Raw genomic sequence first — 25091 nt, forward strand, 5'->3', positions numbered from 1 at the left:
GTAGGTGAAAAATCACATTTTTGGCTTTGGCATGACTTTTTTAATCCTAGAAGGATTTCCTTTTTCACTCTCAACCTTCAATACCGGTAATGCCAAAAATGCAAGTGTCCGTGAAAAATGCAACTTGCCTGCTCCGCGCGGAGAGAATTATAATGAGAGGCACAAACGATCGGGGGGGCGTCTACGGGTGCGGCGAAATATGGCATATAGAATTCAATTCATCTACGCTTCCCTCTTCATCATCATCATTGCCAGCACGGCGCTGATCTCCTATGTAAGTGGTACAAAGCAGTTGGAGCAGGAGGTCATCAGTTCCAACCTGCAGATGCTGAACCAGATCAACAAACGAATGGAGAGCTCCCTTGCGGAGATCGACCGGTCGATCGTTCAATTGCTTCAGACGGGGGACGCTTCCTTCTTTTTCAACACTCCGCGTTCGGACAGTCCCGAATACTTGATCCGGCTGGACGGCTTTCAATCCCAGATCAGCGGGCTCAAGCGCTCATACCCTGCCATCCAGTCTGTGTATCTATACTCCCGGGCCAACGACATGCTGCTATCCGACGAGTTGTATAATCCCACCTCCGAGGAGGCGGATAAAAATTGGATCAGCACGTTTTATACGGAAGATTTTTATTACAAATGGACGGCCAATCCCCTCTTCAGGGAAAAACCTGTCAACAGTCATACCGTTACGCTGATCCGGTTTTATCCCATGGCGGAAAAGCCGAAGGACCGCAAGGGCGTCATCGCCGTCAACCTGCCCGAAGCTATGCTCTCGGACATGTTCTCCGATTTGCAGTTCGGCAATAGCGGCAATGTGCTGGTTACGGACGAGCAAGGGACCATCTTGTCCCACACGGACAAATCCTGGATCGGCCGGAATATCGCGGAGTACAAGCTAGGCGGGCAATTATTGACGGAAACAGATAGCGGATTCATCCGGCACAAGAACGGCAAAGCTTCGGAGTGGGTGTTTTACGGCTCTTCCTCTTATACCGGGTGGAAGCTGGTTTATGTAGTGTCCCAAGGCCAATTGAGCGGCCTGTTCCTCGCCATCCGCAATATTCTTCTTGTTCTGGCAGGCGTAATGGTACTGCTGTCGGTAGGCTCCGTCGTATTGGTCAATCGGAGATGGTTCAGTCCCATGGAGCGGTTTATCAATAAGGTGGAGTCCTTGTTCAACAAGCGGGATGGGGAGACAGTCGGAGATACGGCGGGCGGCGGGCGCTCGGACCTTAACAGTCTTGAGGGAAGGATCAGGGACGTGCTGGCCGGGTACTCGGATGCGGTGCGCCAGAATCAGGAAAGCAAGCCCGCCCTGAAGCTGCAAATTCTGTTTGACATTGTGACAGGACACCGGACCCGCTACGACCTGGCCAAAACATACTTTGACCACATTGGCATTGCGTTCTACCCGGCAAACTACATCGTTATGATCGCCGAATTCGACAATAAGGCCCTGCTGGAGAAGATGTCCGATTTGAACCTTTATTTGTATGCGGTTTGCAATGTGGCGGAGGAGCTTATGGGCGAGCAGGAGGGGCTGAAGGGAGGGGCGGTGCAAATCAATGAGTACCAGGTGGTTATTCTGGCTAGCTTTCAAGAGGATGATGCCGCCGTCAACGGACAACGGGCCATTCATCTGGCCCACGCGTTAAGCCATGCCGTCCAGACCTACATCAAGCGCTCCGTCAGCATTGGCATCGGCTCCTATTGTCGGCGCTTCGCCGATATTAAGAACTCGTATCAGACGGCCCAGGAGCGGATTCATTACAAGCTGGTTGCCGGACATAACACGGTCATCACCGGCGACGATATTTCCGGCGGGGACGGAGCAGAGTTGATGGAGCTGTTCGATCTGGCCGATCAGCTTCAGGATGCCGTATGGCAGACCAACATGGACAAGGTTGCGGAGCTGTTGTCCTCCATCTTCAGCCTAGCCGCCCGAAGCGGCTTTACCGACAAGACGATGGTGCAGTTCGGACTGCAGCTCATTTACCGGACCGGCAAAAAAACCGCCGATCACGCATTGACGGAGCGCCTGCAAACCGATCACGCCAGGATCGAGGGCGAGCTTAGCCAAGCCGGCAGCTTGACGGATATGCGCGAATACCTCTTCAAGCTGATGGAGCAGATGGTGGAGGCCTTGGTGGAGAAAAGAACTTCCAAAGGCAAAATGGACGAATTTATTGCCCGGGTCAAGTCCTACATCAGCCTCCATTACGCAAACAGCGAGCTTTCCCTAAGCTATCTGTCCGATGAGTTCGGAATCAGCCCCAACTATTTGAGCAAAACGTTCAAGACCAGCACCGGCGTGAACTTCGTCGATTATGTAATCGCCGCACGGATGCAGACGGCGCAGAAGCTGCTGCTTCAGGATCAGGCCACCGTCAACCAGATTGCCGAGCAGGTGGGATACACCAACGTGACCAGCTTTATGCGGAGCTTCAAAAAATACAGCGGCATGACCCCTTCGGAATACCGGCAGGCGGAACGAATCAATTCGCTGCCCAGATAACAGTCAAACCGCCAGGATATCCTGGCGGTTTGTAGTTTATTCGATGGTATTTCCGGCAGGTTACAGCACCTTGGACAAAAATGCCTGCGTCCGCTCCTGCTTGGCGCTGGTGAAGATTTTCTATATATCCCCAGCCATATGGGGGAACTAGAGGACGCTATTTGGACTTCATGGTGCCGCTTCAGTTTCAAAAGGGAACCTACAGGGTCTTATTTGCCCTAAACGGCCTTCATACTGCTTTAAACCTGAAATATAGCGGATCAGAGTTCCCTCTGAATGGCCAAATCGCTGCTTTTGGGGCAAATAGCGGACTATTTGTTCCCATTAACGCCATCAGGTCCAGCCTGGCCTCTGAGCCAGCTCCATTATCCTGATGGAGCAGCTACTCCGCGTCGCTCCCGGCCGAAGCCGCTTCCCGCAGCGCAGACAGCGCCTCGTCCAGCGAGTCGCCACCCACCGAGCCCGAAGCCGCGCTCGCCATCTCAGCACTGTACGCCCACCAGCGCACGCGCACATCCGACGGCTCAGACGTTTGCTGCACCTTCACGCCGATCCGGAAAGTGCCCTTCTGCGGATAAGCGATGGTGCCGATCTTCACTTCCGGCGCATCAGGCTCAAACTCGGTGCCCTTGAACACATCGGATGCTCCGCCATATACCCGCTCCCCGCTGGACAGCATGTCGGAGAAGGCATCGCCTCCGCTCTCTTCCAGACTCGTGATGATCAACACGTTGCCCTCGCCGAGTCCGTGCGCAATCTCGCCGGAGAAAAAGCTTTTGGTCGCTTTCCCGAACGGCGACACCGAAATCTTCGTGAACGGCTCCACAGGTATGCTCACTACGCCGCTCACGATGCCGACAATGCCGCTTCCCCCGCCGGCCGGAATTCCCAAATCAAAAGAAAGCTCGCTAATCGCTTTATTGTAACTGACCTTGAACTCCGGCGGCTGCCCCGGGGCCAATGTTTTCACTTTGGACTTCGTCACAAACTGCCCGGATGTCTCGTCGCGATACTCGCTCGTTTGAGCAAGTCTGTACATGACCGAGGAATTGTACACATACTCATCGAACGGCACTTGCTCGACACTCTCAATTACATAGGTTGGCCCCACCTGGATAAGGCAGATTTTGGCCAAATAAATGCAAGGCTCAGATGGTGCCTCCAAAGAAGCTTCCAACGATTGTTTCACAAAATCCGTCATCAAGCGTTCCCGCACAGCATCGCCGATCATTTGAATCTCGCCGACGGCCTGCGCTTGCAGCTCCAGCTGCTTATCATCCAGCTTCAAAACGGCCGTGCTCGCCTGCACGCCGATTGTCGCCTTCACGCCCACGCTGCTGTCCGCCCGCAGCAGCACCTTCATTTCATATTCGCTCTCTTGGCCGTCCTGCGGCTCTTCGAACACAATCGAATTACCTTCTATCGCCTCTACGCGATCCGCCGCCAGTTCATATTGGAAGGAGAGCCGTCCGGCCTTCAACGTCTTCTCAAAACGCAGCTTCATCTCAAACAGCTGACCCGGATTAACATAACGAGGCGTTGTCTGAAGCACTCGCACATGCGAATCTTGGTAGAGCACAACCGTTTGGTCCGTCAAATTCGCCAAAGGCAGCTTGGCAGGGTCCGGCGCATCCTCACGGATAAAGAGCCGGTAGCTTTCCAGCACGCGGTTATAATCATTAATTTCATCCGAACGAACGGAGGAATTGGCTACGGCGTGAACAGGCTCTTTTTCCTTTTCGTCATAGGCAATGCAGAGGTATACGTTCTTCGCGTACTCGTTGTTGCTGAACCCGTCCATCATCGAAAGCTTCAATGTCATCGGTGAAGGCACGACAATTTCCCGCCCCAGCGCATCGATCGCAGCTCCCATTTCCACAGAAACCGACTTCTCGTCGACAGCGACAACTTGCAGACCTGTAAGCACACCGGACCCGTGCAGGAGACGGTTCATCATTCTGCGCTTGTCATTGAAATATTTTTGTTCCGACTCAAAATCCCTGACCGTCAGCAGCTTTCCATAGAAATACCGATTGCGCTCAAACGGGTAATAGCGTGTTTTTTTCATAAATATCCCCTCACCTTCCAAGGCTCATTTCGTTTATTCGATTTCTGAATCCAGTTCCAACCGGGTATGTATATCCATGCGTTTATCGCGATCCACATCGATCAGCACCGTATTGTAAGGCATCGAGGAACGCTGGTCGAGCGTTAATAACGTAGGCTCAGATAAGTAAGTATTAATGCCCAGATACGTATGCATATCCGCGTACATCCACGGCTGCAGAACGATCAATTTGCCTTCGGTGTAGGCGGGCTTTTGGTCTTCGATAATCTGTTCAATCGTGAGACGCTGCGCATCAGTCCGCACCACTTCAGGCTTCAGCATAATGCAGAAGCAGTAAGGATTATCCCCGTACAATTGGGCAAAAAGCTGCCGCAGCTCCGACGTCTCCTGCATCTGCTTAAATTGGAAATATTCAAGCAAAAACGGTTCAGAGCCCGTATAAATCTTCAGCATGTTAATTAAGCCCTCGCGAGTGCCGCGCAATTTATACAGCTCAGGCGCCTGCTTCATCAGCTCCCTTAGCTTCTTCTCGCCCCATGCCTCATGATCCGTGATCGCCAGCCACCTGCCCAGCCATTCCAGATAAGTTCCCGATACCGCATCCGGATCGAAATGAGCGGAAATATGGTCGATTTTATCCTCCATATCATCAAAGAACGTGCTGAACATCGCCAAAAAACGCTCCAGAAAAGGGCTGTGCTCCTCATCCTGCTGATAAATCGGCGGCAAATACGCAATCAAGGATGTCCTTGGATAATAAACCCGCAGCTTTCTAATGAAAGGCGACTTTTGCTCGCTGCCGATCAGCTCCATTTTGAACCAAAGATAACGGCCCTTGGCATTCAACAGCGCATCTTTGGGATTAAGGATCGGCTCCGACCATAAATCGCGCGTAGCCGTCAGCTTTTCCCGCACGCCAATCTCCGGATCGGTCAGGTAGCTTGTATAGTTTACATAGTCGCCAGCAATCAGCCCTTCACTTTCATCCGAGGCAAAATAAGAAAAGCGAACCTGCGTCTCTTCCGGAATGTCCGCTTCCAGGCGGATTTTGTGCCACTGCGTTTCCGTTTCCGTCGTATCCAGGTCTCCCGAAAAATAGACCGCCTCCGGCAATTGGGTCCCCTCAAGAAGCATCGTTCGGTCCCGAAGATCGAGCAAGCTAATCTGACCGCTGATCCGATCAAACACGTACAATCGGTTCCGGCTATCGTGCACCAGCGCATCCGTTCGACCCCGGAAGTTCGAAACTTTATCGAAAAACTCGCCATTTCCGCGATATTTCAGAATAAACCGCTCGGTCACCCCTTCTTGCTGCGCGTACCCGCTGTCCCCTATATAGAGATTATGATTCGTATCAATGGAAATGCCTGCAAAGCGTCCTTCCTGCTCCAGCTTAAAATACAACGTCTCCCGGCCGTCCTCATGGAACACGGTGACCGTTCTGAGATGCGTATCCAGCAACGCCAAAGTGCCATCTGCCGCAGCGGTAAAATATCGCCCATGCAGCGCAGAAACATCAACCGCTTCTTCCATTCGGTGGATGTCATGCTCATAGACGCGCACGACTTCGCCTGCGGAGTTCCACTGGAGGATGCCAATCCTGCCACCCTTGGGAACCTGCGGAGTTCCATTCATACCAACCGCAATATCCAACGGAACCGTCGTATAAAACGTTTGTTTACTTGCTAACTTTGAAGTGACGGAAAGCGGGTAGAGCTCCAATCCCTTCCAGTCGCCGACCGCCCACATCGTCTGTCCATTAGAGAGGGAGTACACAGCAATTCTGCGCTCCGTCGACCGCTCGCTGTCTGCAATGACCAGCAGATCCGACATGGAAGCCAGCTTCGCCCGGTGGCTGAACAGCCCATGCCCATGCCGAAACAACGACTCTAGATGACGGCTTTGCTCATCATAAATCCACACATTCGAAGCCTCGTCCAGCAAAATCAGTTTCCGGCCGGCACCGACAGTCATCTCGTGAATCGGGTGAATGCCTTCCAACTCGTCCGTGCGAACGATGCGATGAATGCTGTACTTCTCGGTCTGCCGTATCGAAAGACCCGTTTCTTTCATATCGATGTTGGCTTCGCAGCCTTGCTCCCAGTCAAGCGGTTTATTCAGCGAAAAAAATGTTTGCCCATCCTGCATCGTTCGTCACCTCTTTTCTTTGGTCACACTATAGTCTCGGCGCTGCGTGGCGGAGGGTCTGCACCCAAGCCTCGGCGTGTGCCATATAAATCTCGCTCGTTCTCTCGGCGGGCTGTCAACTCAGGCACCGCTCCCCCTTCACGCTCGGAGAAAGAGCTGCTAACACCTCCACACGCAGCGAAAGGGAACTATGGTCCTCTATTTTCTCCAATTCGACCCAATTCGGCCATCGAGGGGAACTACAGGACGCTATTTAGCCGCTGCCGTGTAGTTTCATCCGATTTGGGTCCAAATAAGACCCTGTAGTTCCCCATTCCGCCCCAATTTGCAGCTATTCCCCAAAATAAGGGATCATAGTTCCCTTTCGTGCTCCGACTCCCCCTGCATGCCCGTGGAATGTCTGCACTTCAAGCACCACTCCCCCTGCACTCTCAGCGGGACGGCTGCCAACACCCCACGCACACCCAAAGGGAACTATGGTCCTCTATTTTCTCCAATTCGACCCAATTCGGCCATCAAGGGGAACTACAGGGCGCTATTTAGCCGCTGCCGTGTAGTTTCATCCGGTTTGGGTCCAAATATGACCCTGTAGTTCCCCATTCCGCCCCAATTTGCAGCTATTCGCCAAAATAAGGGATCATAGTTCCCTTTCGTGCTCCCCGCTCCCGCTCCACGGCTACAAGTCGGTCTGACTAATCGTCTCCACCTCATGGTTGCCGGAATACACCAACGCATAAGGCGGTATGTGGATATCGCCGGCGCCATCCTTGTGAAAACCTGTGCCTTCGGCGTCCAGCCAAAGATCCTGCACATAAACCACACCTTTAACCCTGGAAATAACGCCGTATATATCGCCCTTGTACACCGTTCGGCCAAAACGCCAGCCCTCCGATCCCTGACCATGATCCATAGGCTGAAGCAGCAGTCTTAACTCTTGGGTGATGCGGCGCTGTTCGTTTTTGTACTTCGGCTCCATGACCACCACAGCATGAACGGTGATTTTAATATATTCCGCCGGAATCACATGGAGCTCTGTCGTCAAAAGACGGTGCCGATCCAAATGTCCCTTGATCGTCTGCAAAAATCCCTTGCTCGCCTTCGGCTTATCGCTCTCGCTGTAAGGCACAACCGCGACAGTCATCTGCGCCGGCGCTTTGACTTTGGGATAATCCCGCATGCCCGGCTTATACAGCGGAATAGCTTTCACCCGCGCGACGCGCAGACCCGGCGTCGCCTTCGCGATGCGCTCGTAGTCATCGCCGGTCACCGCCCGCGTCGGCATATCCAGCTCGCGCCGCACGCGCAGCTTGGCCTGCGTGAGCGTCTCCGCTTCCAGTCCGCCCCGCGCCGGAAACGGATTCGTCACGCTCACGCCGTGCTCCTCCGTGAAGCCGGTCACGAGGCCGTCCTTCACGTTGCCCCGCTCGCCCCCGCCCGCCTGCAAAGCCAGGAACCGAATGTTCGGCTCCACCGACTTAGGCGGGACAAGCCCCGCTTCGTTATTGCCGAAGCGGATCGTTCCAGCTTCAGCGTCGTAGACGTAATGCCTGTCCGTGGACTTCGAATTATCGAAGTCATCCACGGACTGCCAGTCGTCCCAGACGACGCTGTGGGACCCGCGCTGCAGGTATCCGACCTGCAGCAGCATGCTGCCGGGCTTGAACGTCCGGCCGCGCGCGACCTCAAAGGTCTGCCCGGGCAGACCTTTGCTGCCCCCGACATAACGGCCGTAGTCGAACTCGGCCGTATACGCAATGAGCCGCACCCGCTGCGCGCCTTGCGGCGGGATGCTGCCGTTCACCCCGTCGCCGAAGCGCAGACGGGTCGTGCGCCGGACCGAATCCTGCAGCAGCAGGCAGACGAGATCGTCCGGTCCGTAGTCCTCCAGCTCGGCGACGATATGCCAGTCGCGCCAGCGCCCTTGCTCGTCCTGCACCTGCACCGTGTGCAGACCGTTATATGCAAGATACGAGCTAACCTCGAAACGCTGATCCGGTTCGCCGGAAGAGTTGAAAGCCGTCACCTCGCTAAACGTTTCCTGCTCCGCCGCACGGACGCTGTTAAGGCTCACCTTCTCAATTTTGGGCGACAGCTCATAGCCGTCCTCCTCCAGTGTACAGCAGATCCAGTAGCGGCTGCGGTCATCCGCAGGATAAAGCGCCATTGGCATCATCTCCGAAGTAATGCGGAAACGCACTTCACCGCTCTGTGACAAATGCACCGTCGTGTCAATGACCCCTTCAACAGGCAGCCAGCTTTCACTTTGCCCAGGCTGATCTTGCACCTGATCTTGTCTCGCACCAGCGAACGACCATCCTACCTTAGCGGACGAAATAATCGGCGTGGCCGCATCTTTTTGATGACTTACACGGACCGGATAACGGTCGTACAGCTGAAAAGAGAGGGAGACCTCTGTTTCCACAGGCAGCGCCCGATCAAACCCGAGATACAGATGTGCTCCTTTAATCGCCTCTGCCCCAAACGCGTAATAGGCAATTTTCGCCTGATTATTCGAAGTGAAATCGCCGGCAGCCGTCTCCGTGCGCACCAGCACCTTTTCCAGCGTGGAAGAAACAAGCTGCACCGTGCGCAGCGTCTCGAAACGCTGATCCATCGCTTGCAGCGGCGTCCCCTTAGGGAGCACAAGCTGCTGCTGCACGCTAGAGAAGGCCACATCGCAAACAGCCGACACCGCTTCACGCGGACGAATGCCGAGCAGCTTCAAAAACTTCCGCTCATTCTTCTCCGTAACCCTGTTCAAATAATACTGCTGCATCTCGGTCATCCAAGACATCAACTCCAGCAGCGTAATCCCCGGGTCATGCTCATTTTCATCCGTCCACTCGGGAAAAAGCTTCGGAATCGACTTCCGCGCTTCCAGTACCATCTGTTCAAACATGCGGTCATCCAAATTAGGAATTGGCAGCACTTGTGCTCACCTCCTTTGATTATGATTACAAAACGTTCACGACCACCTTGTGCTTTCCGCTCACAATAATGCCGTGCGGAAGTGCCGGCAGGCGATTCACATCCAGCTCGACGCGCTCGCCGTCCTCCAGCTTATAGACCGTCATGTAGAGCTTCTCCACATGGCTGATCGTTCGTATCGTTTTGAGCAGCGCATAGAAAACCGAGGGATGAATCTGCTGGCCGATCGCCCAGCCCTTGCCATCGAAATTTCCTGTCAACGGATCCAGGAAGCGAGTAAGCTTCTCCACCGCCTGTATTTCCGTCGCGACAACAGCATCCATGCCTTCAACCGCCACGATAGCCGAAACGGATATTTCCATATACACCGGCTCGATGACTTGCAGCCGCTCCGGGAAAGCGACGAGACTGGAAGCCCGCTCGATGATATAGCGCTCGACTTGCTTTTTCAGTACAGGAAACGCAAGGCTTCCCTGCTGGCCTTCCTTCGGCAAAATGACGAGTGTCATCGCGCCGATCTCCTTTTGCATATAAACATTCCGGTTTGCGATGCAGCAGACTTTGGCGATGTTCGGATACGCTTCGCGAGCGAGCCATTCGTAATCTTTGGCCGATACCGCACGGTCCCGGTGCTTCAGCATTTCGGGTCCGCGCTGCAGGGCCGACTCCAGCTTCTCGGCTTCGCTGCCGCCCGAAGCCGGCTCCGGGTTGTACACCTCTCCAACGAATGCGATAGAATCCTGCATCTGATTAATTTCCCGTGCGCCTACATTGCCGATTTGTCCCGCTGTAACCTGATACGTCACTTTCAGCTGCTCCAATCCGCCCTTGGGCGGGTGCATGCCATGAACGCCGTCGCCTACACGAATGCGGCCAAACGTACGGTCTATCATATAATGCCGGTCCCGGCTGCCCGAATCCGTCATGTGACGAACGGGAGTCCACCGAACCCACAGCTGAAGCAGGTTGCCTTCCGAATCCCGGCTAATTTCCATCAGCGGCATTCCGGCTCTCTCGTATTCGGCGATCTCCTCTTCGGTGACAAACTCCGTTTCGTCGACCCATACTTCCTCGGACACAATACCGTTTCGGCTCAGTTGGTATTCAGTTTCTTCCAGTCCTCTGGCTTCAGGAACTTCCCCGATAATTGTCTCCTGCTGGAGGACTTGAACTGTGTTCATGTAGAGCCCATGAACGATAGGAACCTGAATCCGCCGCATCGTCTCATCATACTTATCGTCGCGGTTTACGGCGCGAATCCAGAAGCCCTCTTTGCCAAACAACGATTCGTCGGCAAAATCGGAAGGGCCGACGAACTGCACAGGACCGCTCTGCGTCAAGCCGTTCGTTTCGTCGATCACCTTAAGCGGTGCCCATTCGGACGGATGTCCCGGCATTAAGCCGGCACGCAAATACTCCCATTCCAGCAGCGGCAAATCCTGCTCGGCGAAACGCTGCTGCTTCACCGAAACGTAGAGTGAAATAGGGCCTTTTACAGGCGGCGAATCGAAACATAAGTGCAAAGCCGGATGACTGCCTTCCAACGGCTGAAACGGCTCAAAACCGCCCTCCAGCTGCCTGCCGTGACGGGTTCGATCCTCAAACACCGTATTATTCAGCGCCAAACACCGCTCAGCAGGATAGAGGCGATCCTCATACGCATACGTCAGCGAGACGTCATCCATCCATGGGGATAAATAAACCGCCTGCGCCACATACGCATTTTCGATATGCAGAATCCGCGCTCTAATCCAGTGGTTTTCGTTGCCGTTCACATAAGTAGCTTCGAGATCAAGCGGACAGCGAAAACGAATGTCCTTGCGCACTTTCTGCTCCTGCGGGTAATAAAACAGCTTCTCCGCTTCTTTTCCCGCCTCAAGACGCACCCAGGTTGTCCCGTTCCAATACTCCCAAGCGACCTGCAGCACCGTAACATGGATGACGGGCGGCTTATCAAATTTGGATTTTTTCATGACCATTTTCCAATCGATATTTTCCGTCAATTCCGCTCCAAAACGGTTCTGAACCGCCGAAAGCCCAAAGCTCAGCTTGATGTCGCCGTCCTTTTTCGTGAACACTTCCTGACTCCCGATATAAAAAGAGCCGTAGAGCGCAAACTGATCGCCAAACGGATAAAAACCGCCTGGATCCGCAGCAATATCATTGTAAAACATAAGATCCGGCCGAATGCCGCCCCTTCCCAAACTGTCGACGTAATCCGTTTTGAACGCAATATGGTCCATGGACAGCCGGCTATCCGCCAGCGTTTTCCCACCGCTCAGAAGAGGCTTCAAACGGCACTGAATCCAGCGTCCCGCCCTACTGCCAACTTCCCTCTCGGCAAGCTCCCCATCCTGATCTTTCGACAGAATCACTCGATTGCCCTTGGCCTCTACTTGGTCAAAAGCCATCCAGCCGTCCGCAGTAGCATACAGCCACTCGGTTAGTTGAGGGTCTGCCAGTTGGCTGGACATGGCCAGCTCTTCGAACCGCCTTTTGGAGTTGCGGAATTCGATTTCGATACGCGCCGTACGGTTCAAGGTGAAGAGAGCGCTGTGTTCCAAGAAAATGGCATGCTCCTGCAAGTTATCGCCCTCCAGGCCGAAAAGCGCCGTCGGAGCTGCCAAACCTTGCCGGGAAGCCGTCAAAAACTGCTCCGCAATGCGAATAATCTTGTCCTGTTTACGGCTTGTCACATAAACATCCGTTATCAGGGCAGGCGTCAACAGCGTGCTGCGCGCGGTTTCATATAACAAATTGCCGCCTTCGGTTGCAGCCGCAACCTGTGTGCCGGCGGATATAAACACCGGCTCCTTCGTGCCTTCGTTCAGCGCAAAAGTCAGATAACTGCTGGCCGGTCTTGCCGGAAGCAGCGTGATATCGAACATATTGAGGAACGAAATAAGATTTTTCGTCGGAACACGGTTCAAGCGCTTGATATTATCATGAAACATATCCGCAAACATGAGAAACAAGGCCGAACCCGGGTCCGGGTTCTCAGGCGTAAACCGCCATTCCGGCGTATAGTACGGCGCCATTTGCCTCATCTGCGCTATGAGATCAGGTATTTCTCTGGGATCAATTTTGGGAGGTTGCATCGCTCAGCTTCACCTCCTCTCTTGCACGTATCGTCATCGTTTCCGCTGCCTCTTTCTATTTGGAGCCTTCATATAAGTAAAAAGGATACACTTGGTTAAACAAGTTATTGGTCGTACGCACCAGATAGGAAATGCGAATCATCACTTTCCCCGGATCGTCCGCCTCCGGCACGGCTTTCACTTCCACTTCATGAACCCTCGGCTCCCAGTTCCGGATCGCCTCTTTAATATTGCTTTCGAGCAAATGCAGCGATGTATCGTCCGTTAAGCCAAAAATAAACTCCTGCACGCCGCAGCCGAAGCTCGGACGCATGACCCGCTCTCCCTGTGTAGTGCCCAAAATAACGCGGATCGCTTCAGCGATGTCTTCTTCATACTCGGACATCCGAATTCGCCCTGTTGCAGGGTCAACCTGAATCGGGAATTTCCAGCCTCGCCCCAAAAATGCTTCCGACACCCGGACACGCTCCCCCGTTAGTTGATTTTGACCATACTGCCTTTAATATTAATGATGCCGTCTGATTTCAAATCCAGTGTGGCCCCTGCCTTGAGCGCCATCGTCGCAGACGCTTCTATGTTAATTTGCGTTGATTTAATTTTGATTTCTTTCGAGCTTTCAATCGCGACATCGCCTTTGGCATTAAGGGTAATCTTAGAGGTTTGGCTGACGACTGAAATCTCATTGGCCGATCCGCCTTTGATCAAAATCTGATTGTTTCCGCTTTGATCGGCAATCGAAATGCTGTCGTCTTTATCCTTCAACTCGATAATTTGGCCCTTTTTGGTTTTAATCGTGATGCTCTCGTCACCGCTCTTATCATTGAACGACAACTCATGACCTGAACGCGATTTGATCACCCGCAGATCGTTTTTGTCGGCCGGCGTCGGCGGCTTGTTCTTGGGATTCCACAGCATGCCGATCACGAAAGGCTGACGAAGCTCCCCCAGATGGAAAGCGACCAAAACCTCGTCATTCACTTCAGGGATAAAAAGACTGCCCATCTCCTTGCCGCCCATCATCGTGGCAATGCGCACCCAATCCGTTTCAGTTTCCGTTTCCTGCAGTGGCAGCTTCAACTTCACTCGCCCCAGCTTATCGGGATCGTTATTGTTCGTCACAACTGCGACCATGACACCGCCGATTTTCTGGGAAGCGAAGTTGGACACACCGCCTAGGGTGATATCGGGAAGTTTGAACATTATACCGCATTCCCTCCTAACTGAAAGCGCGTCGTGTAGCCATCGTCATCAATCAGATGCGTTGCGCCGGTCACATAATAAGGCTGATTAAACTTTTTACCTACGCCGTCAAGCTTGATATACCTTCCAGCCCGAATTTCAGGGATACCGATACATTCCCCGGAACCGCTGATCAGCTTCATCGCATGTCGATTCAAAATAGCCGTTGCATAGGTTTTAGCCTCTTCGAGGGAAGTGACATTGGTGTAAACATGTTCCACGAAATCCCCTTTGGCAGCAAGTATATCCTTGCCTGTCTTGGAATTCCCGCCCAGCTTCGAAATAACGGCCGACTCGCCTTCGATGACTTTAAGTTCCTTATTGTCCCAAGCTCGTACCTTGACGCCGGTTATTTGCTCAGCCAGGTTCATATCGATCGTCAAGCTGCGCAAGGTTTTGCCCATCTCGAGCGTCAGTACCGGCGTCATCTCCGTTAGAGGTTTGCGGAAATACAAATGCTTGCCTACCACAAAGAAATCATAGTTAACCAAATTCGCTAGATTTTGAATAAAATGATAGTCGTTAATCTGGCTTTGCGAAATAGCCGGATATTCCGTCGTCGTCGCATCGACGTGTACCTGGGCTCCGTAAGTTTTGGCGATTTCCTGGACAATATCGCTGTATTTCTTTTTGTTCCACGAACGGGACTTCGTCCCTTTCATCATCAAATACGAAAGATCCATGCCCCGCACAATGAGCCCCGGAGCTCCATCCTCGGGAAAATCAACGACAACGGACGTAATAAAGCCTGAAAATACCGGAGTAAATTTATCTACATAGCCAAGGCTGATGTCAATCGGCTTCCCCAAAGCTAAGTCGCTCAGCCATTGAAAATCATTCTTCGTCACATCGTAAGCGTTCGTGATCCGAAACGAGAAGGAGTCTGCCGTCCCCTCTATGGACGTTTCCACGCGGATCGTGGAAATCGCTATATTATCCGTGAGCTTTGCTCCGTCTACGCTAATTAAATACGCAGGAGAGAAAAACTCTTTATACTTTTTGGCCAAATCATCATAGGTAAAAGAGCTGGATTCTAAGCTTAAAGTTGCCATCGCATTAGTCCAATCTAGGGACAGCAATGCGGCGTCCCGTTACGACCTTAAGCGGGTTATCGATCTGATTGGCTTTGGCAATTTCCCGCCATAAGCTTGGATCTTCATATTCATGAGCCGCAATCATCCAGAGCTGTTCCCCTTGCTTCAGCATCTTTTGCTTCGTCCGATCCGCAGAGTGGCGGGGAATTGTCTGAAGCTGCTCTTTCTTGCTGTGCCACGAGCGAAACGTAACTTTCAGTTTGGCGCGAACCGGCACGCCGGTATCGAGAAACATGGTGAACTGCTGGTTCACCTTCTCGACGACGCCCTTGAAGTCCAGGGAACCCCACACAAAGCGGCAAATCGGAGGCGCATGCAATTCCTTCTCCACATCCAGAAGACCGGAGATTTTCTTCGTATGCTCACGGACGTCCGTCCCTTTTTCGTACGTATCAAAATATAAATCCATTGCGAGCGTCGTCGTTCCTCCGCTCACGAATTGACCGATTGGCATGGACAGACCCGGCACAGTTTTCCAAGAATAGCTGTTGGCCGTATCGAGGGTATATTCACCCGGATTGAACAAAACTTGCACATTCTCTTTGCTGTTTCCCTTGTCTACGATTATCATCGCTTTCTTGAGTGCCATAGGTGTCAGTCCTTTCCTTTACGTATATAAAGAGTTATAAAGATCACAATTATATAAGACACAGTTCTAAAAATTACAATCCGCGGCGCTGCCGTTCGAACTTCATTCTTTTCTCGATCTCGCGGAACACTTTGTCTGCGATCTTGGCGACATCCAGCTGCGGCAGCTGTTTCATCAGCTCTTGCAGCTGCTCGTTGCTCAGCTCCGGTGCCGCTTGCGGAACGGGCGCTGCCGGGGTTTGGGCCTGGTCTGCGCTCGCTTTGGCGCGCAGCCAGTCCATCTCCAGCGGGGCCTGCGCTAAGGCGCTGTGCGGTGTGGCTTCCGCTGGAGCATGCTTATGCTCCAGCGCTGGCGGCTGCGAGACCAGATACTCCTGCCTCGCGGATGCGGATCTGCTGCCTACGCGGGGCAGCAGGGTGGTTGGCGCGCTTGCTTGCTGCGCGCCCTGGCGCTGTTCGCCGGCGTTTAACGCGCCGGCGGCTGTGAGCTGCCGCTGCACCCTTGCGGGCAGCGCGGTTTGGCTTGCAGCAGCCAGGCTGGCGCTGCTGCTATGGTTCATGCTGGCGCTGCGCTGCGCGCCAGCCGTTACGGCGGCGGCTCTGCCGATGGCAGCCGCCTGCGTGAAACTGCCCGTCCCTTGGGCGGGCAGGAGGTGTACCGCTGCGGCAGGCGAAGCCGCAGCCCCTCCCGCCAGCATGACACGCGGTGTCATGCTGGCGGGCTGGCGAGCCATAGACGCGCTCGTGATACGCGCGTCTGCACTTGCCGCTGCCCGCGAAGCGGCAGCGGGCTGCTCCGCCTGAGCGCGCGCTTCTTCCAGCGCGCTCAGGCTAGCCCTGAGGGTTCGTTCCGTTGAATCAGACGGGAAGCTGCTGGCTTCCCCCTGATTCCCCGAACCCGTCCTCGCGCGGTGCGCGCGTTCGCTCTCAGCGGCAGCGGTTTGCCGCTGAATATGCTCCACTTGCCTCATGCGCCTAGCTTCCACGGCAGGCTGCTTCCGCGATTGCATAGCGCTCCCTGCCTGCACTTGCAGCTTCGCCCGTGCCTCAGCATCTATTGATCTGCGAATCTCGTTCGGATTTGTTCTGCCTACCCAATTAAGATTTCCCAAACTTGCCTGTCCGACGCTATTCCCAACACGCTCATTACGTGGAAAATTAGCAGAACCAGCCGTCCTTCTAACTAGTGGAGCAGCAGATGGTTCCTGGCTAATCGTTCCTCTAACAACTTCAAAAGACGCACGCTGTGAAGTCCCGGAACCTTCACTCGCACTCACCGCTGATCCTGCCTCGATGGACGTGGCATGGCTTTCGTTTCCTGCAGGCGATACGTTGTCCGTCGAAGCCTCCCTGACTCTTGCTCGCCAAATGGCTTGAACGGCAGATCCTTGGTACGGCTTTCGTGACATCGAGTCAGCTGGCCGACTCCTAAGCAACGCTATCTCGGCTGCTGCCGAGGCAAGACTGGGTCCCATACCTTTCAAGCTGTTCTTAGTTATTCTCGCAGCGATCTCAGCTGCAAAATCACCCAAAAACAGGGAGCTGCGAGTCCTATTACCCGCACTTCTTTCGCTCACATCTTCTGCCAGGAGACCCCTTCTGGAATGTTCACTCGATGTGGCTCGTTCGGCTGATACAGTTTGTGCCGTTTGCGCTGCTTGCACTGTTTGTGCTGCTTGCGCCGCTTTGGCTGCTTGCACTGCTTCTGCTGCTTGTGCCGCTTCTGCTGCTTGTACCGCTTGCGCTGCTTGTACCGCTTGTGCTGCTTGTGCCGCTTGCTCTGCTTGTGCTGCTTGCACCGCTTGCGCTGCTTGTGCCGCTTGCGCTGCTTGTACCGCTTGCTCTGCTTGTGCCGCTTGAGCTGCTTGTACTGTTTGCGCTGCTTGTGCCGCTTGCGCTGCTTCTGCTGCTTGCGCCGCTTGTGCCGCTTGGGCTGCTTGCGCCGCTTGTGCTGCTTGCGCCGCTTGTGCTGCTTGCGCTGCTTCTGCTGCTTGCGCTGCTTGCGCTACTTGTGCCTCTTGTGCTGCTTGTACCGCTTGTACCGCTTGTACTATTTCTCCAGTTCCACCCGTTGGTTCGTTGTCCCCTAATCCCCAAGGTCCTGCCAGACTGCGAAAAACCCTCTCAACCCTCTGACCTGAAGAACTTGATCTGCTTAACGAATTAGTTCGTGTACCCACAACCGGATTTCCCGGGAGTCCATTCTCTAATCCATTCTCTAGTCCGTTCTCCGTGTGCCTGTTCAATCTGCCTTCGGTATTCATGCCTGTCGTCCGGATAAACACGGAGCCTATTTTCGCAATACTTGATTCTACTATTTTTGCAGATATCTCAGAAGCTAGGTTTGCAGAAGGTAGTGCGCTTTTCACCGCTGCGGCAGCCTGTACTTCCCTCTGGCTTTCACCCTGTTGTTCGCTAACAGAGTCTCCTCTTCCCCTATCCATCGGAGAACGGAATATACGCTCAGCTGCTTGAAGCCGAGTGCTTGCCGCAAGACCAGCACGATACCCCTCAAATGGACTTGCCTCAACTAACTTCCTTATGCTGTTTGCAGCTTGTCCCACTATTTTTGCAGATACCTCAGAATTTAGGTTCTTGGGATAGCTTGCTCCTTGTTCCGGGGACAGTTTTGCAGATACCTCAGAATTTATGTTCTTTGGATAGCGTGCTCCTTGCTCCGGAGACAGAGATGCAAATGAACGCTGGACATTTTGCATAACAGAGCTTGCTTGTACGCCGGCTCGAAAGCCTTCCATCTGTCTAACCATTGGACTCGATTCACTTGAACGCTGCCTTCTAAGAACGGGTTGCTTCTCGTTAAGAGAATCCGTTTGTGGGCTGGTTACACTGCTTCTTGTCCCCGACAGCTTCCGCTGATTACTTTCCCTCCGCAACATGCGTACTTTCTGCATAGTCATCGCAGTGGAATCGGATCTTTCTGGTCTTTTATATGTACTTCCAACAATTGAATCATTAGAAGATTGCTGTCTTTGTTTTTGCAGGAGCTGCTTTAGCACGTTCTCATTGCTTTGAATCTTCACAGCACCCTCAGCCCTGATACTCGGTCGATCCACTATTTCCGGAAGTCCGATTCTCCGCCTAATTGCCGGTTCATCTGCTGCATCTCGCAACTCATCCGTTTGCTGAAGCACATTACCTTGCTGATTAACTTCCGCCTGTACCCCGGCTTGTAAATAAGCCTGAACTTGGTTCGGCGCAATCATTTGCTCCAAGACATCACGTTGATGGCGACCTTGTACATCATTTGCATGCTGCACACGATTCCCCACTGCTGCTTGATCCTGAACATTCTCTTGATCTTGCATTCTCTGCTGACGCTCTAGCTCTCTTCCTTGCTCTTGCGCCCTCTCCAGCTCTCTTCCCTGCTCTTGTGCTCTATGCTCCTGCGCCTTTTCCTGCTCTTGCGCTCTTTGCAGCTCTTGCGCTCTCTCCCGCTCTTGCGTTCTTCCTGCATCTTGAGTTCTTTGCTGTTCCCGAATAACGTCTTGCTCTCGTTCGATTTCGTCTACTTGCCGCTGATTGTCGGCTTTGGCCTGCAATTGCTCTTGCAGCAGCGTGGCACGCTGAACTTGAACACTTTCCTGCATGCGCACTTGTTCTATAGCTCTTTCCTGCTCCTGCTGTTCCCGCTCTTGCGTTAACGTCTTTCGCCAAATACGAGACGAGCTCGGAGCGCCTCCCCGTGCCGCAGTGACCGCTTTCGCACTAGTCGTTGCGTGCATTGCAAAAGGCAAGGTTGACGTTAAACGAGCCGCATTGATAGCGATTGGAAGCACACTTGCCGCCAAAAAACCTCTGGATGTCGAAGCCTCAGGCTTCCGATCCACTCTCCTATCGTTTTCATGAAGAGGAGGTTTCGAGGAAGAATCTATTGAAGCTTCGTGCTCCTGTGCCGTGTTTCTTGCTAACAGGCTTTGCATAAACTGTACCGAAGCCGGCACAGCCCCTACCGAAAAAGGTCCTTCGCCAAGCTTTGGCAGCGATTTGCGCGATGACGCCTGCGAGTTCATGATCGTCAAATCGTCCTCAAACACATGTGAATGCTGCGCCTTACTAACCAAATGCGGCTGAACCACGTCATTTAAATAAAGCTTGGCTACCTGCATGACTGAAGGTTGTGCCGAATTTGCATATCCAGTCGAAGTTGAACTGATGCCACTTTCTTGTACTTCTACAGCGGACTTGCCCTCTTGGAAATGTTCAAGCAGCTGTGTTGTTCTTTGAACAGCCTCTACATGGTTGGCTACATTCGCATGACTGATCTTGGATCTTCTCTCCAAGCCTGTTTGAGCTGCGGACAGATTGCCTTTTCCAGTAATAACGTTTTTATGAAAAAGTTGAATGTTTTTAAGCTGAATATTCACATTGTGAGTTGTATGTTGATGTCTGCTCACCGCTTGCGGCTGCTGTTCCGGCTTACTTCGCCGGCTGCTGCCAACCATCCCGATCGATGCCGCAATCTGCCCGATCGAGCGGTTAATTAACGGTAGGCTTCCTTTATTAACGTGATTAACTAATGCTGGTTTGACCCTTCTCTCGACTGGCGATTGAGGAATCGTGTCCGGTTGATTCCTATGGTTAACAGATGCCTCAGCTTCAAGCTGCTTCTTGCTTTTGCGCCCTCTTTTCTTGACCGGCTTCTCAGCAGATTCTTGGGCTTGCAGAGGAGTTCGAGCGGCATCCGATGGAATTGAAGATGTGTAAGTTGATGTTTGGACTGCCGGTACTTTGTACCCGGCGTTCGCCATTAGCTGCTCGATCTGACGAATGGTTTGTTTCTTCGTGATCAGTGGCGCCGATTCGGGATGCTGCAAGCTTTGTAAAAGCAGCTCCAGTTGAATCACCCATGCCCGATCGTTCGTATCTGTTAATGCCGCTAATTGTTTACGGCTGCGCATACCGTTTTGCTTAAAAATGAGGGCTAACAACCCTAAATAGTTGTTTCGCCAAAAACCGTATTTGCCCACAATGCCTGTCGCAAATAGATTCGCTTCCCTTGCTGCACGTCCTGCCGAACCGGCAGCCGTCGCAGAAGTCTGCCATGCAGCCTTCTTCACGTTTTTCTTTTTCACCCGGGGTTTATGCGATTGTCGGGATTTCATAAACAACCCATCTCCCTAAGTGTTTTCGTCTACTTTTTGAAAATTGTCTTCAAGCCTTCATGCACCAGCTCGATAGACTCAATCGCCACATTTCCGCTGGTTGCGTTCAAATCCGGTCCGTTCCATTTCACCGGAAACGCGCTGAAAAAGTTCCAACGGCACATCTCCGTACCCGCCTGGTTATGCAGGATGATGGAGCCGTTTTTCCGTTTGATTTTACCTTGGGTGACACTATCGTACCATTCCCACAGCTCACTGGAAGTGGTAATGCCTCTTTTGAGCACAATGTTCGGAGTTTTCGTACGTTCGATCATGTAGTGGGGGTGCGAATTTACGCCGCCTTCCCATAACGGCTTCACTTCGGTTTCCGACTTCATGCCGGTCACCTCGGAAAAACCGCCGACGATGAGTCCGTCAAGCTCTACCACGAATCGAAACGCGCCGCCAACATTATGCGGTTTGGTTGTTTTCACTTGTTACTCACCTCTTACCGAACACATCAAACGGATTGTCTGGCTGCTTTTTACCGTCGTCGTTCAAATTGCGGTTGATGCGGGATATTTCCTCGCACCACGTTCGGCGTTCCTTGTGTTCCATTGACATGATTTCATCATGCGTCCAATGAAAATAGTAAGCAATAAAGCCTGCTTCCTCATAGATCTTGTCAATGGGATAACCCGTTATGCCCCCGCCATCTCGTCCAAAAAAGACACGTCCACATCGAACTCATGCTCACATTTCGGGCAGCTTGTGTGCACTCTCGGCACTTCCATTTCATTAATTTGGCGATAAAAGTTTTGCAGAAACGCGAGGTCTGCTGTGAAAAACTTCTCAACCACTCTTGTGTCAATGGCGCGCAAATCGCCAAGGTTCGTGATGACGCGCGTTAATAAAATAATGGTCAGGTAGCCCGGGTTTTGTTGAACGCGCTGATCACGCATCGGCAGGATTTCATCTGCAGCCGTTGCTAACCGCATAACTCCTCTTTTGTGCAGGTTACCATTCTCATCGACATATCCTCTAGGCAGCTCGAATTCGTATTCTGTTTTGAAAGCCATGATGGTTTCCTCCTTAAGCTTTAAGCTGAAAAAAAGAAGAGATAGGAACCGGAGACTGCTGCTCCGGCGCCTACTCTAACGATCGTTACTTCGTGCGTGTCATGCCTTCATGAGCAAGCTCTAAGCTCTCGATGGCAACTTCATTGCCTGTCCCCTTAAAGCTTGGGGCCGAGTACTTAGACGGCCATGCTTCGATAACTTGCCAAGTCGCTACGTCTGCGCCTTCTTCGTTGATCGCGATGATCGTAACTGTTTTGCGGGAAATTTTCCCTTGAATGGACTCAGACATCCAGTTGTACATATCCATGGAGTCCGTAACCCCCCACTTCAGTGAGATGTTGCCGTATTTAGCAAGTCCCGGAAGCTTCCGGGGGGTGATGGTTTCGTTTCCTTCACGGTATTCAATTACCGAAAGGGAAGCGTCAAATCCGGAGATTTCGCTGAATCCAGCTTGTTGAATACCTTCTACTTCAATTCTAAATCTAAAATTGCGGTATGGATCCCTACGTTCGCCAGCCATGTTATACCCCTTTCCTAAACTAAGAAATATCTAACGGTTCAACTATTCTTCTCTTGTTTTCTGTGTAATGCGGAAGATCACGAACTCGGCAGGTTTCACCGGCGCTACTCCGATCACACAAATGAGCCGGCCATTGTCAATGTCATCCTGCGTCATGGTGCTGCGGCCAATGTTAATGTAGAACGCCTCCGACGGACTTCCGCCCATTAAAGCGCCGTCTCTCCAAACGCGTGTTAAGAACGCATCAATGGTCCGTTGTACACGAGCCCAGAGCTGCTCGTCATTCGGTTCGAAAACGACCCAGTTCGTGCCGTTCTTAATGGACTCTTCAATGAAGATGAACAAACGTCTTACGTTTACATATTTCCATAAACCGTTAGAGGACGTTGTGCGAGCGCCCCATACACGAATCCCTTGTCCGGCAAAAGCACGAATCAAGTTTACGCCTTGCGGATTCAAAATATCTTGCTCGCCTTTGTTGTATTGGCAATCCAACCCAACGGCACCGCGAACGACTTCGTTAGCAGGCGCTTTTTGAACGCCGCGCGTTTGATCGGAACGGGAGTAGATACCGATAACAGAGCCAGATGGCGGTATGTAAATGTTTCTTTTGTCTAGCGGATCGAACACTTGAAGCCATGGATTGTACATCGCTGCGTAGGAGCTGTCAAAAATGTTGCGGTGCGTCATCACGTCAGCGACTTTTGTTTTCTCACGCGGAATATCGAGAACAGCGAAACGGCTGCCCAGGTTTTCGCAGTGAGCCACAAGAGACAGCTGAACGGTAGGCTCCGTTACGCCTGGAATCGCCATGATGCTGACAACGTCGTTGTCGATGAAGGACTGAATTCCTGTACGTTTACCAGGACCACGGTCTACACCCATGAAGATATCAGGCGTCACTTGCGCGATGGAACCGTTGCTTCCGCCTGACAGCGCGATCTGGAATTTGCCAGCCGTCTCGTCCTCGCCCGAAAGCACTTCGAAAGGAGCTACAGGGCCGAGATCTTTGCCTCCTGTCAAATCCTTCACCGTAATAATGTTGGAACGGGAGACGATTTTCTCGATATGGTTAGCTGCCGAGATGTTCAAAGATACTTTCTCATAGGTTTCAGCTTCGTCGCCATAGAAAACATGCAGCGTGAATTCGCAAGTCGTCAGAACTTTCGAAGGCAGCAAACCGGCGTCAACGACATCGCCATCGAGCTCTGCAGAAAGTTCAATAATATTATCTTGGGAAGCCACGACTTTGTTATATTGCTTTGTGCCTGCTGCTTCGAAAGCAACGACATCGCCTACGTTAAAGCCCGCGTTATTTTTCACACGGTATTGCGTTTCGCTGAGTACTTCGTAAATTTGTGTTTTGGCTTTGCTGGAAGGAACAACTACGATGCGGACTTGGTTGCCCCATGTCCCAGGGTTCTTGGAAGAAATTTGGAGAACGGAGGATTCTTTGTTGCTCTCCGCTTTGTTCGTTGCTACCTTCGCATCAGTCGGCGCTACACGCATAACGTAACAGCGGGAACCTCCGTTTAAGTAGAAATGCTCAACAGCATAGGAAAGGAATCGGTATTCGCCGAATTCATTCTCGGACAAGTAGCTGCCGAACAAACGATGAAAATCAGCTACGCTCGTAACCAATTGAGGGACACCTTCAATTTCCCCTCTTTGCGCAAGCCCTATAAACCCGGCCGTACTTGTGCTCGCACCTTCAAGCGGTTGCGCCCCGCTGTCAAACTCTTCCACATAGACTCCAGGTGATAAATAGTCAGCCATTGTTCCCCAGTTCCGTCAAATGGCATTTGTTGCACGGCCATAGACGTGAAACCAGTTCTCTCCTTTCTGCTTGTCATTTTTGTATAGAAGATGGACTTGTCCATTCTACTAATTAGGGTCAGGTCAGACGAATCATGCCAAGATTGGCGGTCGTTCCTTCCGATACGAAAACTTCCTGCGTCACATACGGCTTATTCGAGCCGTGCGTAATAACCAATTCCGTCTGAAAAGCGGAAATCCGGCCGCCTCGAAAAGCGACGACAGCCTCTCCGCGTTCCGTCGAACGCGTCTCTTGAACAGGCAGCAAAAGCGAGCCTCTTGTAAATGCTTTCGTCAATTTCTTGGCCAAACGAAAGCGCTTTTGGTGCTCGACAACTTCCGCAATCCGGATAAGCTCCTCTGCGGCTTTGGCGCCTCGCCCTCGAAGCATGTAGGCATCACCTGCTGTCACAACACCTGTAAACGCCCCCAGTGTGATCTCTTCCGCTCCCTTGTCCAGTTGATCCGTCATAACGCGGGCCCGGGCGCACTCTTCTGTTAGGAGCGTAGCCTTTAACTCGGCATTTCGCACTGGAACTCCAGCCGCATCCTGCAGCATAAGACGAATGAGTCCGACTCCTTGAGAAAACGGATAGGACGGCAGCGGTTTTAACTGAACAACCTCTATAAAATTGTCGTTTCCTACGGTGATAAGAGTTTGTTCTTGGAAGTAGTACTCGCTTTGTACTATAAGGCGGTACTCACCGGGAGGTAAATCGTTGAATATATAGGAACCGTTCGATTTACTGATTGCTTTCGAACGGGTGCCTTCTAAAGATACGGCGGTCGTGTTGCCAAGGGGAGCTTGTGAGGTTATTGCGTCAATTACGCACACAACTAAGGATACGCGGGTTTTCAATTGTGCTACTCGTAAATGTTCCACAACCCAGC

At 52.4% G+C, this 25091-nt stretch carries 16 protein-coding genes; 1 reads left to right on the forward strand and 15 read right to left on the reverse strand.

The window, feature by feature from the left end:
- Positions 1 to 199: 199 nt before the first annotated feature.
- Entirely contained in the window at positions 200 to 2521 is a 2322-nt protein-coding gene (locus GC097_RS16725) for a helix-turn-helix domain-containing protein (RefSeq protein ID WP_171684438.1), read from the forward strand.
- A 382-nt stretch (positions 2522 to 2903) separates the two neighbouring features.
- On the opposite strand, the gene GC097_RS16730 is transcribed toward GC097_RS16725, so the two are convergent.
- The 15 genes from GC097_RS16730 to GC097_RS16800 form a co-directional block, all read right to left on the reverse strand.
- Positions 2904 to 4589: a hypothetical protein gene (locus tag GC097_RS16730; protein ID WP_171684439.1), complete on the reverse strand. Its 1686-nt coding sequence runs from the start codon at positions 4587 to 4589 to the stop codon at positions 2904 to 2906.
- Between the two features lie 33 nt (positions 4590 to 4622).
- Entirely contained in the window at positions 4623 to 6737 is a 2115-nt protein-coding gene (locus GC097_RS16735; RefSeq protein WP_171684440.1) for a phage tail protein, read from the reverse strand.
- 676 nt (positions 6738 to 7413) lie between these two features.
- On the reverse strand, positions 7414 to 9666 hold the full coding sequence (locus GC097_RS16740; protein WP_171684441.1) for a putative baseplate assembly protein: 2253 nt from the start codon (positions 9664 to 9666) through the stop codon (positions 7414 to 7416).
- 25 nt (positions 9667 to 9691) lie between these two features.
- Positions 9692 to 12763 carry a baseplate J/gp47 family protein gene (locus GC097_RS16745; RefSeq protein ID WP_171684442.1) on the reverse strand — a complete coding sequence of 1024 codons (3072 nt, stop codon included), beginning with the start codon at positions 12761 to 12763 and terminating at the stop codon, positions 9692 to 9694.
- A 55-nt stretch (positions 12764 to 12818) separates the two neighbouring features.
- Positions 12819 to 13220, reverse strand: coding sequence for a gp25 family contractile injection system sheath assembly initiator (locus GC097_RS16750; protein ID WP_312875681.1), 402 nt, complete (start codon positions 13218 to 13220; stop codon positions 12819 to 12821).
- A 17-nt stretch (positions 13221 to 13237) separates the two neighbouring features.
- Positions 13238 to 13963, reverse strand: coding sequence for a phage baseplate assembly protein V (locus GC097_RS16755; protein ID WP_171684443.1), 726 nt, complete (start codon positions 13961 to 13963; stop codon positions 13238 to 13240).
- Complete coding sequence (locus GC097_RS16760; protein WP_171684444.1) at positions 13963 to 15054, reverse strand: phage late control D family protein; 1092 nt, start codon at positions 15052 to 15054, stop codon at positions 13963 to 13965. Before GC097_RS16760 ends, GC097_RS16755 begins: the two co-directional genes overlap by 1 nt.
- A gap of 4 nt (positions 15055 to 15058) precedes the next feature.
- Positions 15059 to 15685, reverse strand: coding sequence for a CIS tube protein (locus tag GC097_RS16765; protein WP_171684445.1), 627 nt, complete (start codon positions 15683 to 15685; stop codon positions 15059 to 15061).
- Positions 15686 to 15758: 73 nt separating this feature from the next.
- Entirely contained in the window at positions 15759 to 20807 is a 5049-nt protein-coding gene (locus GC097_RS16770; protein ID WP_171684446.1) for a hypothetical protein, read from the reverse strand.
- A gap of 29 nt (positions 20808 to 20836) precedes the next feature.
- Positions 20837 to 21280 carry a phage tail protein gene (locus GC097_RS16775; RefSeq protein WP_171684447.1) on the reverse strand — a complete coding sequence of 148 codons (444 nt, stop codon included), beginning with the start codon at positions 21278 to 21280 and terminating at the stop codon, positions 20837 to 20839.
- Between the two features lie 7 nt (positions 21281 to 21287).
- On the reverse strand, positions 21288 to 21491 hold the full coding sequence (locus GC097_RS35005; RefSeq protein WP_127458506.1) for a DUF6760 family protein: 204 nt from the start codon (positions 21489 to 21491) through the stop codon (positions 21288 to 21290).
- On the reverse strand, positions 21488 to 21865 hold the full coding sequence (locus GC097_RS16785) for a phage tail assembly protein (protein ID WP_127458507.1): 378 nt from the start codon (positions 21863 to 21865) through the stop codon (positions 21488 to 21490). Before GC097_RS16785 ends, GC097_RS35005 begins: the two co-directional genes overlap by 4 nt.
- A gap of 85 nt (positions 21866 to 21950) precedes the next feature.
- Positions 21951 to 22385, reverse strand: coding sequence for a phage tail protein (locus GC097_RS16790; protein ID WP_171684448.1), 435 nt, complete (start codon positions 22383 to 22385; stop codon positions 21951 to 21953).
- 42 nt (positions 22386 to 22427) lie between these two features.
- A complete protein-coding gene (locus tag GC097_RS16795; RefSeq protein ID WP_171684449.1) occupies positions 22428 to 24161 on the reverse strand; it encodes a phage tail sheath family protein in 1734 nt (577 codons plus the stop codon).
- Between the two features lie 118 nt (positions 24162 to 24279).
- Entirely contained in the window at positions 24280 to 25083 is an 804-nt protein-coding gene (locus GC097_RS16800; RefSeq protein WP_171684450.1) for a peptidase associated/transthyretin-like domain-containing protein, read from the reverse strand.
- Between the last annotated feature and the right edge of the window lie 8 nt (positions 25084 to 25091).

Source organism: Paenibacillus planticolens (assembly GCF_013141725.1).
GTDB classification, from domain to species: Bacteria; Bacillota; Bacilli; order Paenibacillales; family NBRC-103111; genus Paenibacillus_E; species Paenibacillus_E planticolens.

Coding starts and splice junctions, on each gene's coding strand:
- GC097_RS16770 (WP_171684446.1), bottom strand. CDS start 20,807: ATGAAATCCCGACAATCGCATAAACCCCGGGTGAAAAAGAAAAACGTG.
- GC097_RS16785 (WP_127458507.1), bottom strand. CDS start 21,865: ATGGCTTTCAAAACAGAATACGAATTCGAGCTGCCTAGAGGATATGTC.
- GC097_RS16790 (WP_171684448.1), bottom strand. CDS start 22,385: ATGGCTGGCGAACGTAGGGATCCATACCGCAATTTTAGATTTAGAATT.
- GC097_RS16725 (WP_171684438.1), top strand. CDS start 200: ATGGCATATAGAATTCAATTCATCTACGCTTCCCTCTTCATCATCATC.
- GC097_RS16760 (WP_171684444.1), bottom strand. CDS start 15,054: ATGGCAACTTTAAGCTTAGAATCCAGCTCTTTTACCTATGATGATTTG.
- GC097_RS16755 (WP_171684443.1), bottom strand. CDS start 13,963: ATGTTCAAACTTCCCGATATCACCCTAGGCGGTGTGTCCAACTTCGCT.
- GC097_RS16735 (WP_171684440.1), bottom strand. CDS start 6,737: ATGCAGGATGGGCAAACATTTTTTTCGCTGAATAAACCGCTTGACTGG.
- GC097_RS16765 (WP_171684445.1), bottom strand. CDS start 15,685: ATGGCACTCAAGAAAGCGATGATAATCGTAGACAAGGGAAACAGCAAA.
- GC097_RS16795 (WP_171684449.1), bottom strand. CDS start 24,161: ATGGCTGACTATTTATCACCTGGAGTCTATGTGGAAGAGTTTGACAGC.
- GC097_RS16730 (WP_171684439.1), bottom strand. CDS start 4,589: ATGAAAAAAACACGCTATTACCCGTTTGAGCGCAATCGGTATTTCTAT.
- GC097_RS16745 (WP_171684442.1), bottom strand. CDS start 12,763: ATGCAACCTCCCAAAATTGATCCCAGAGAAATACCTGATCTCATAGCG.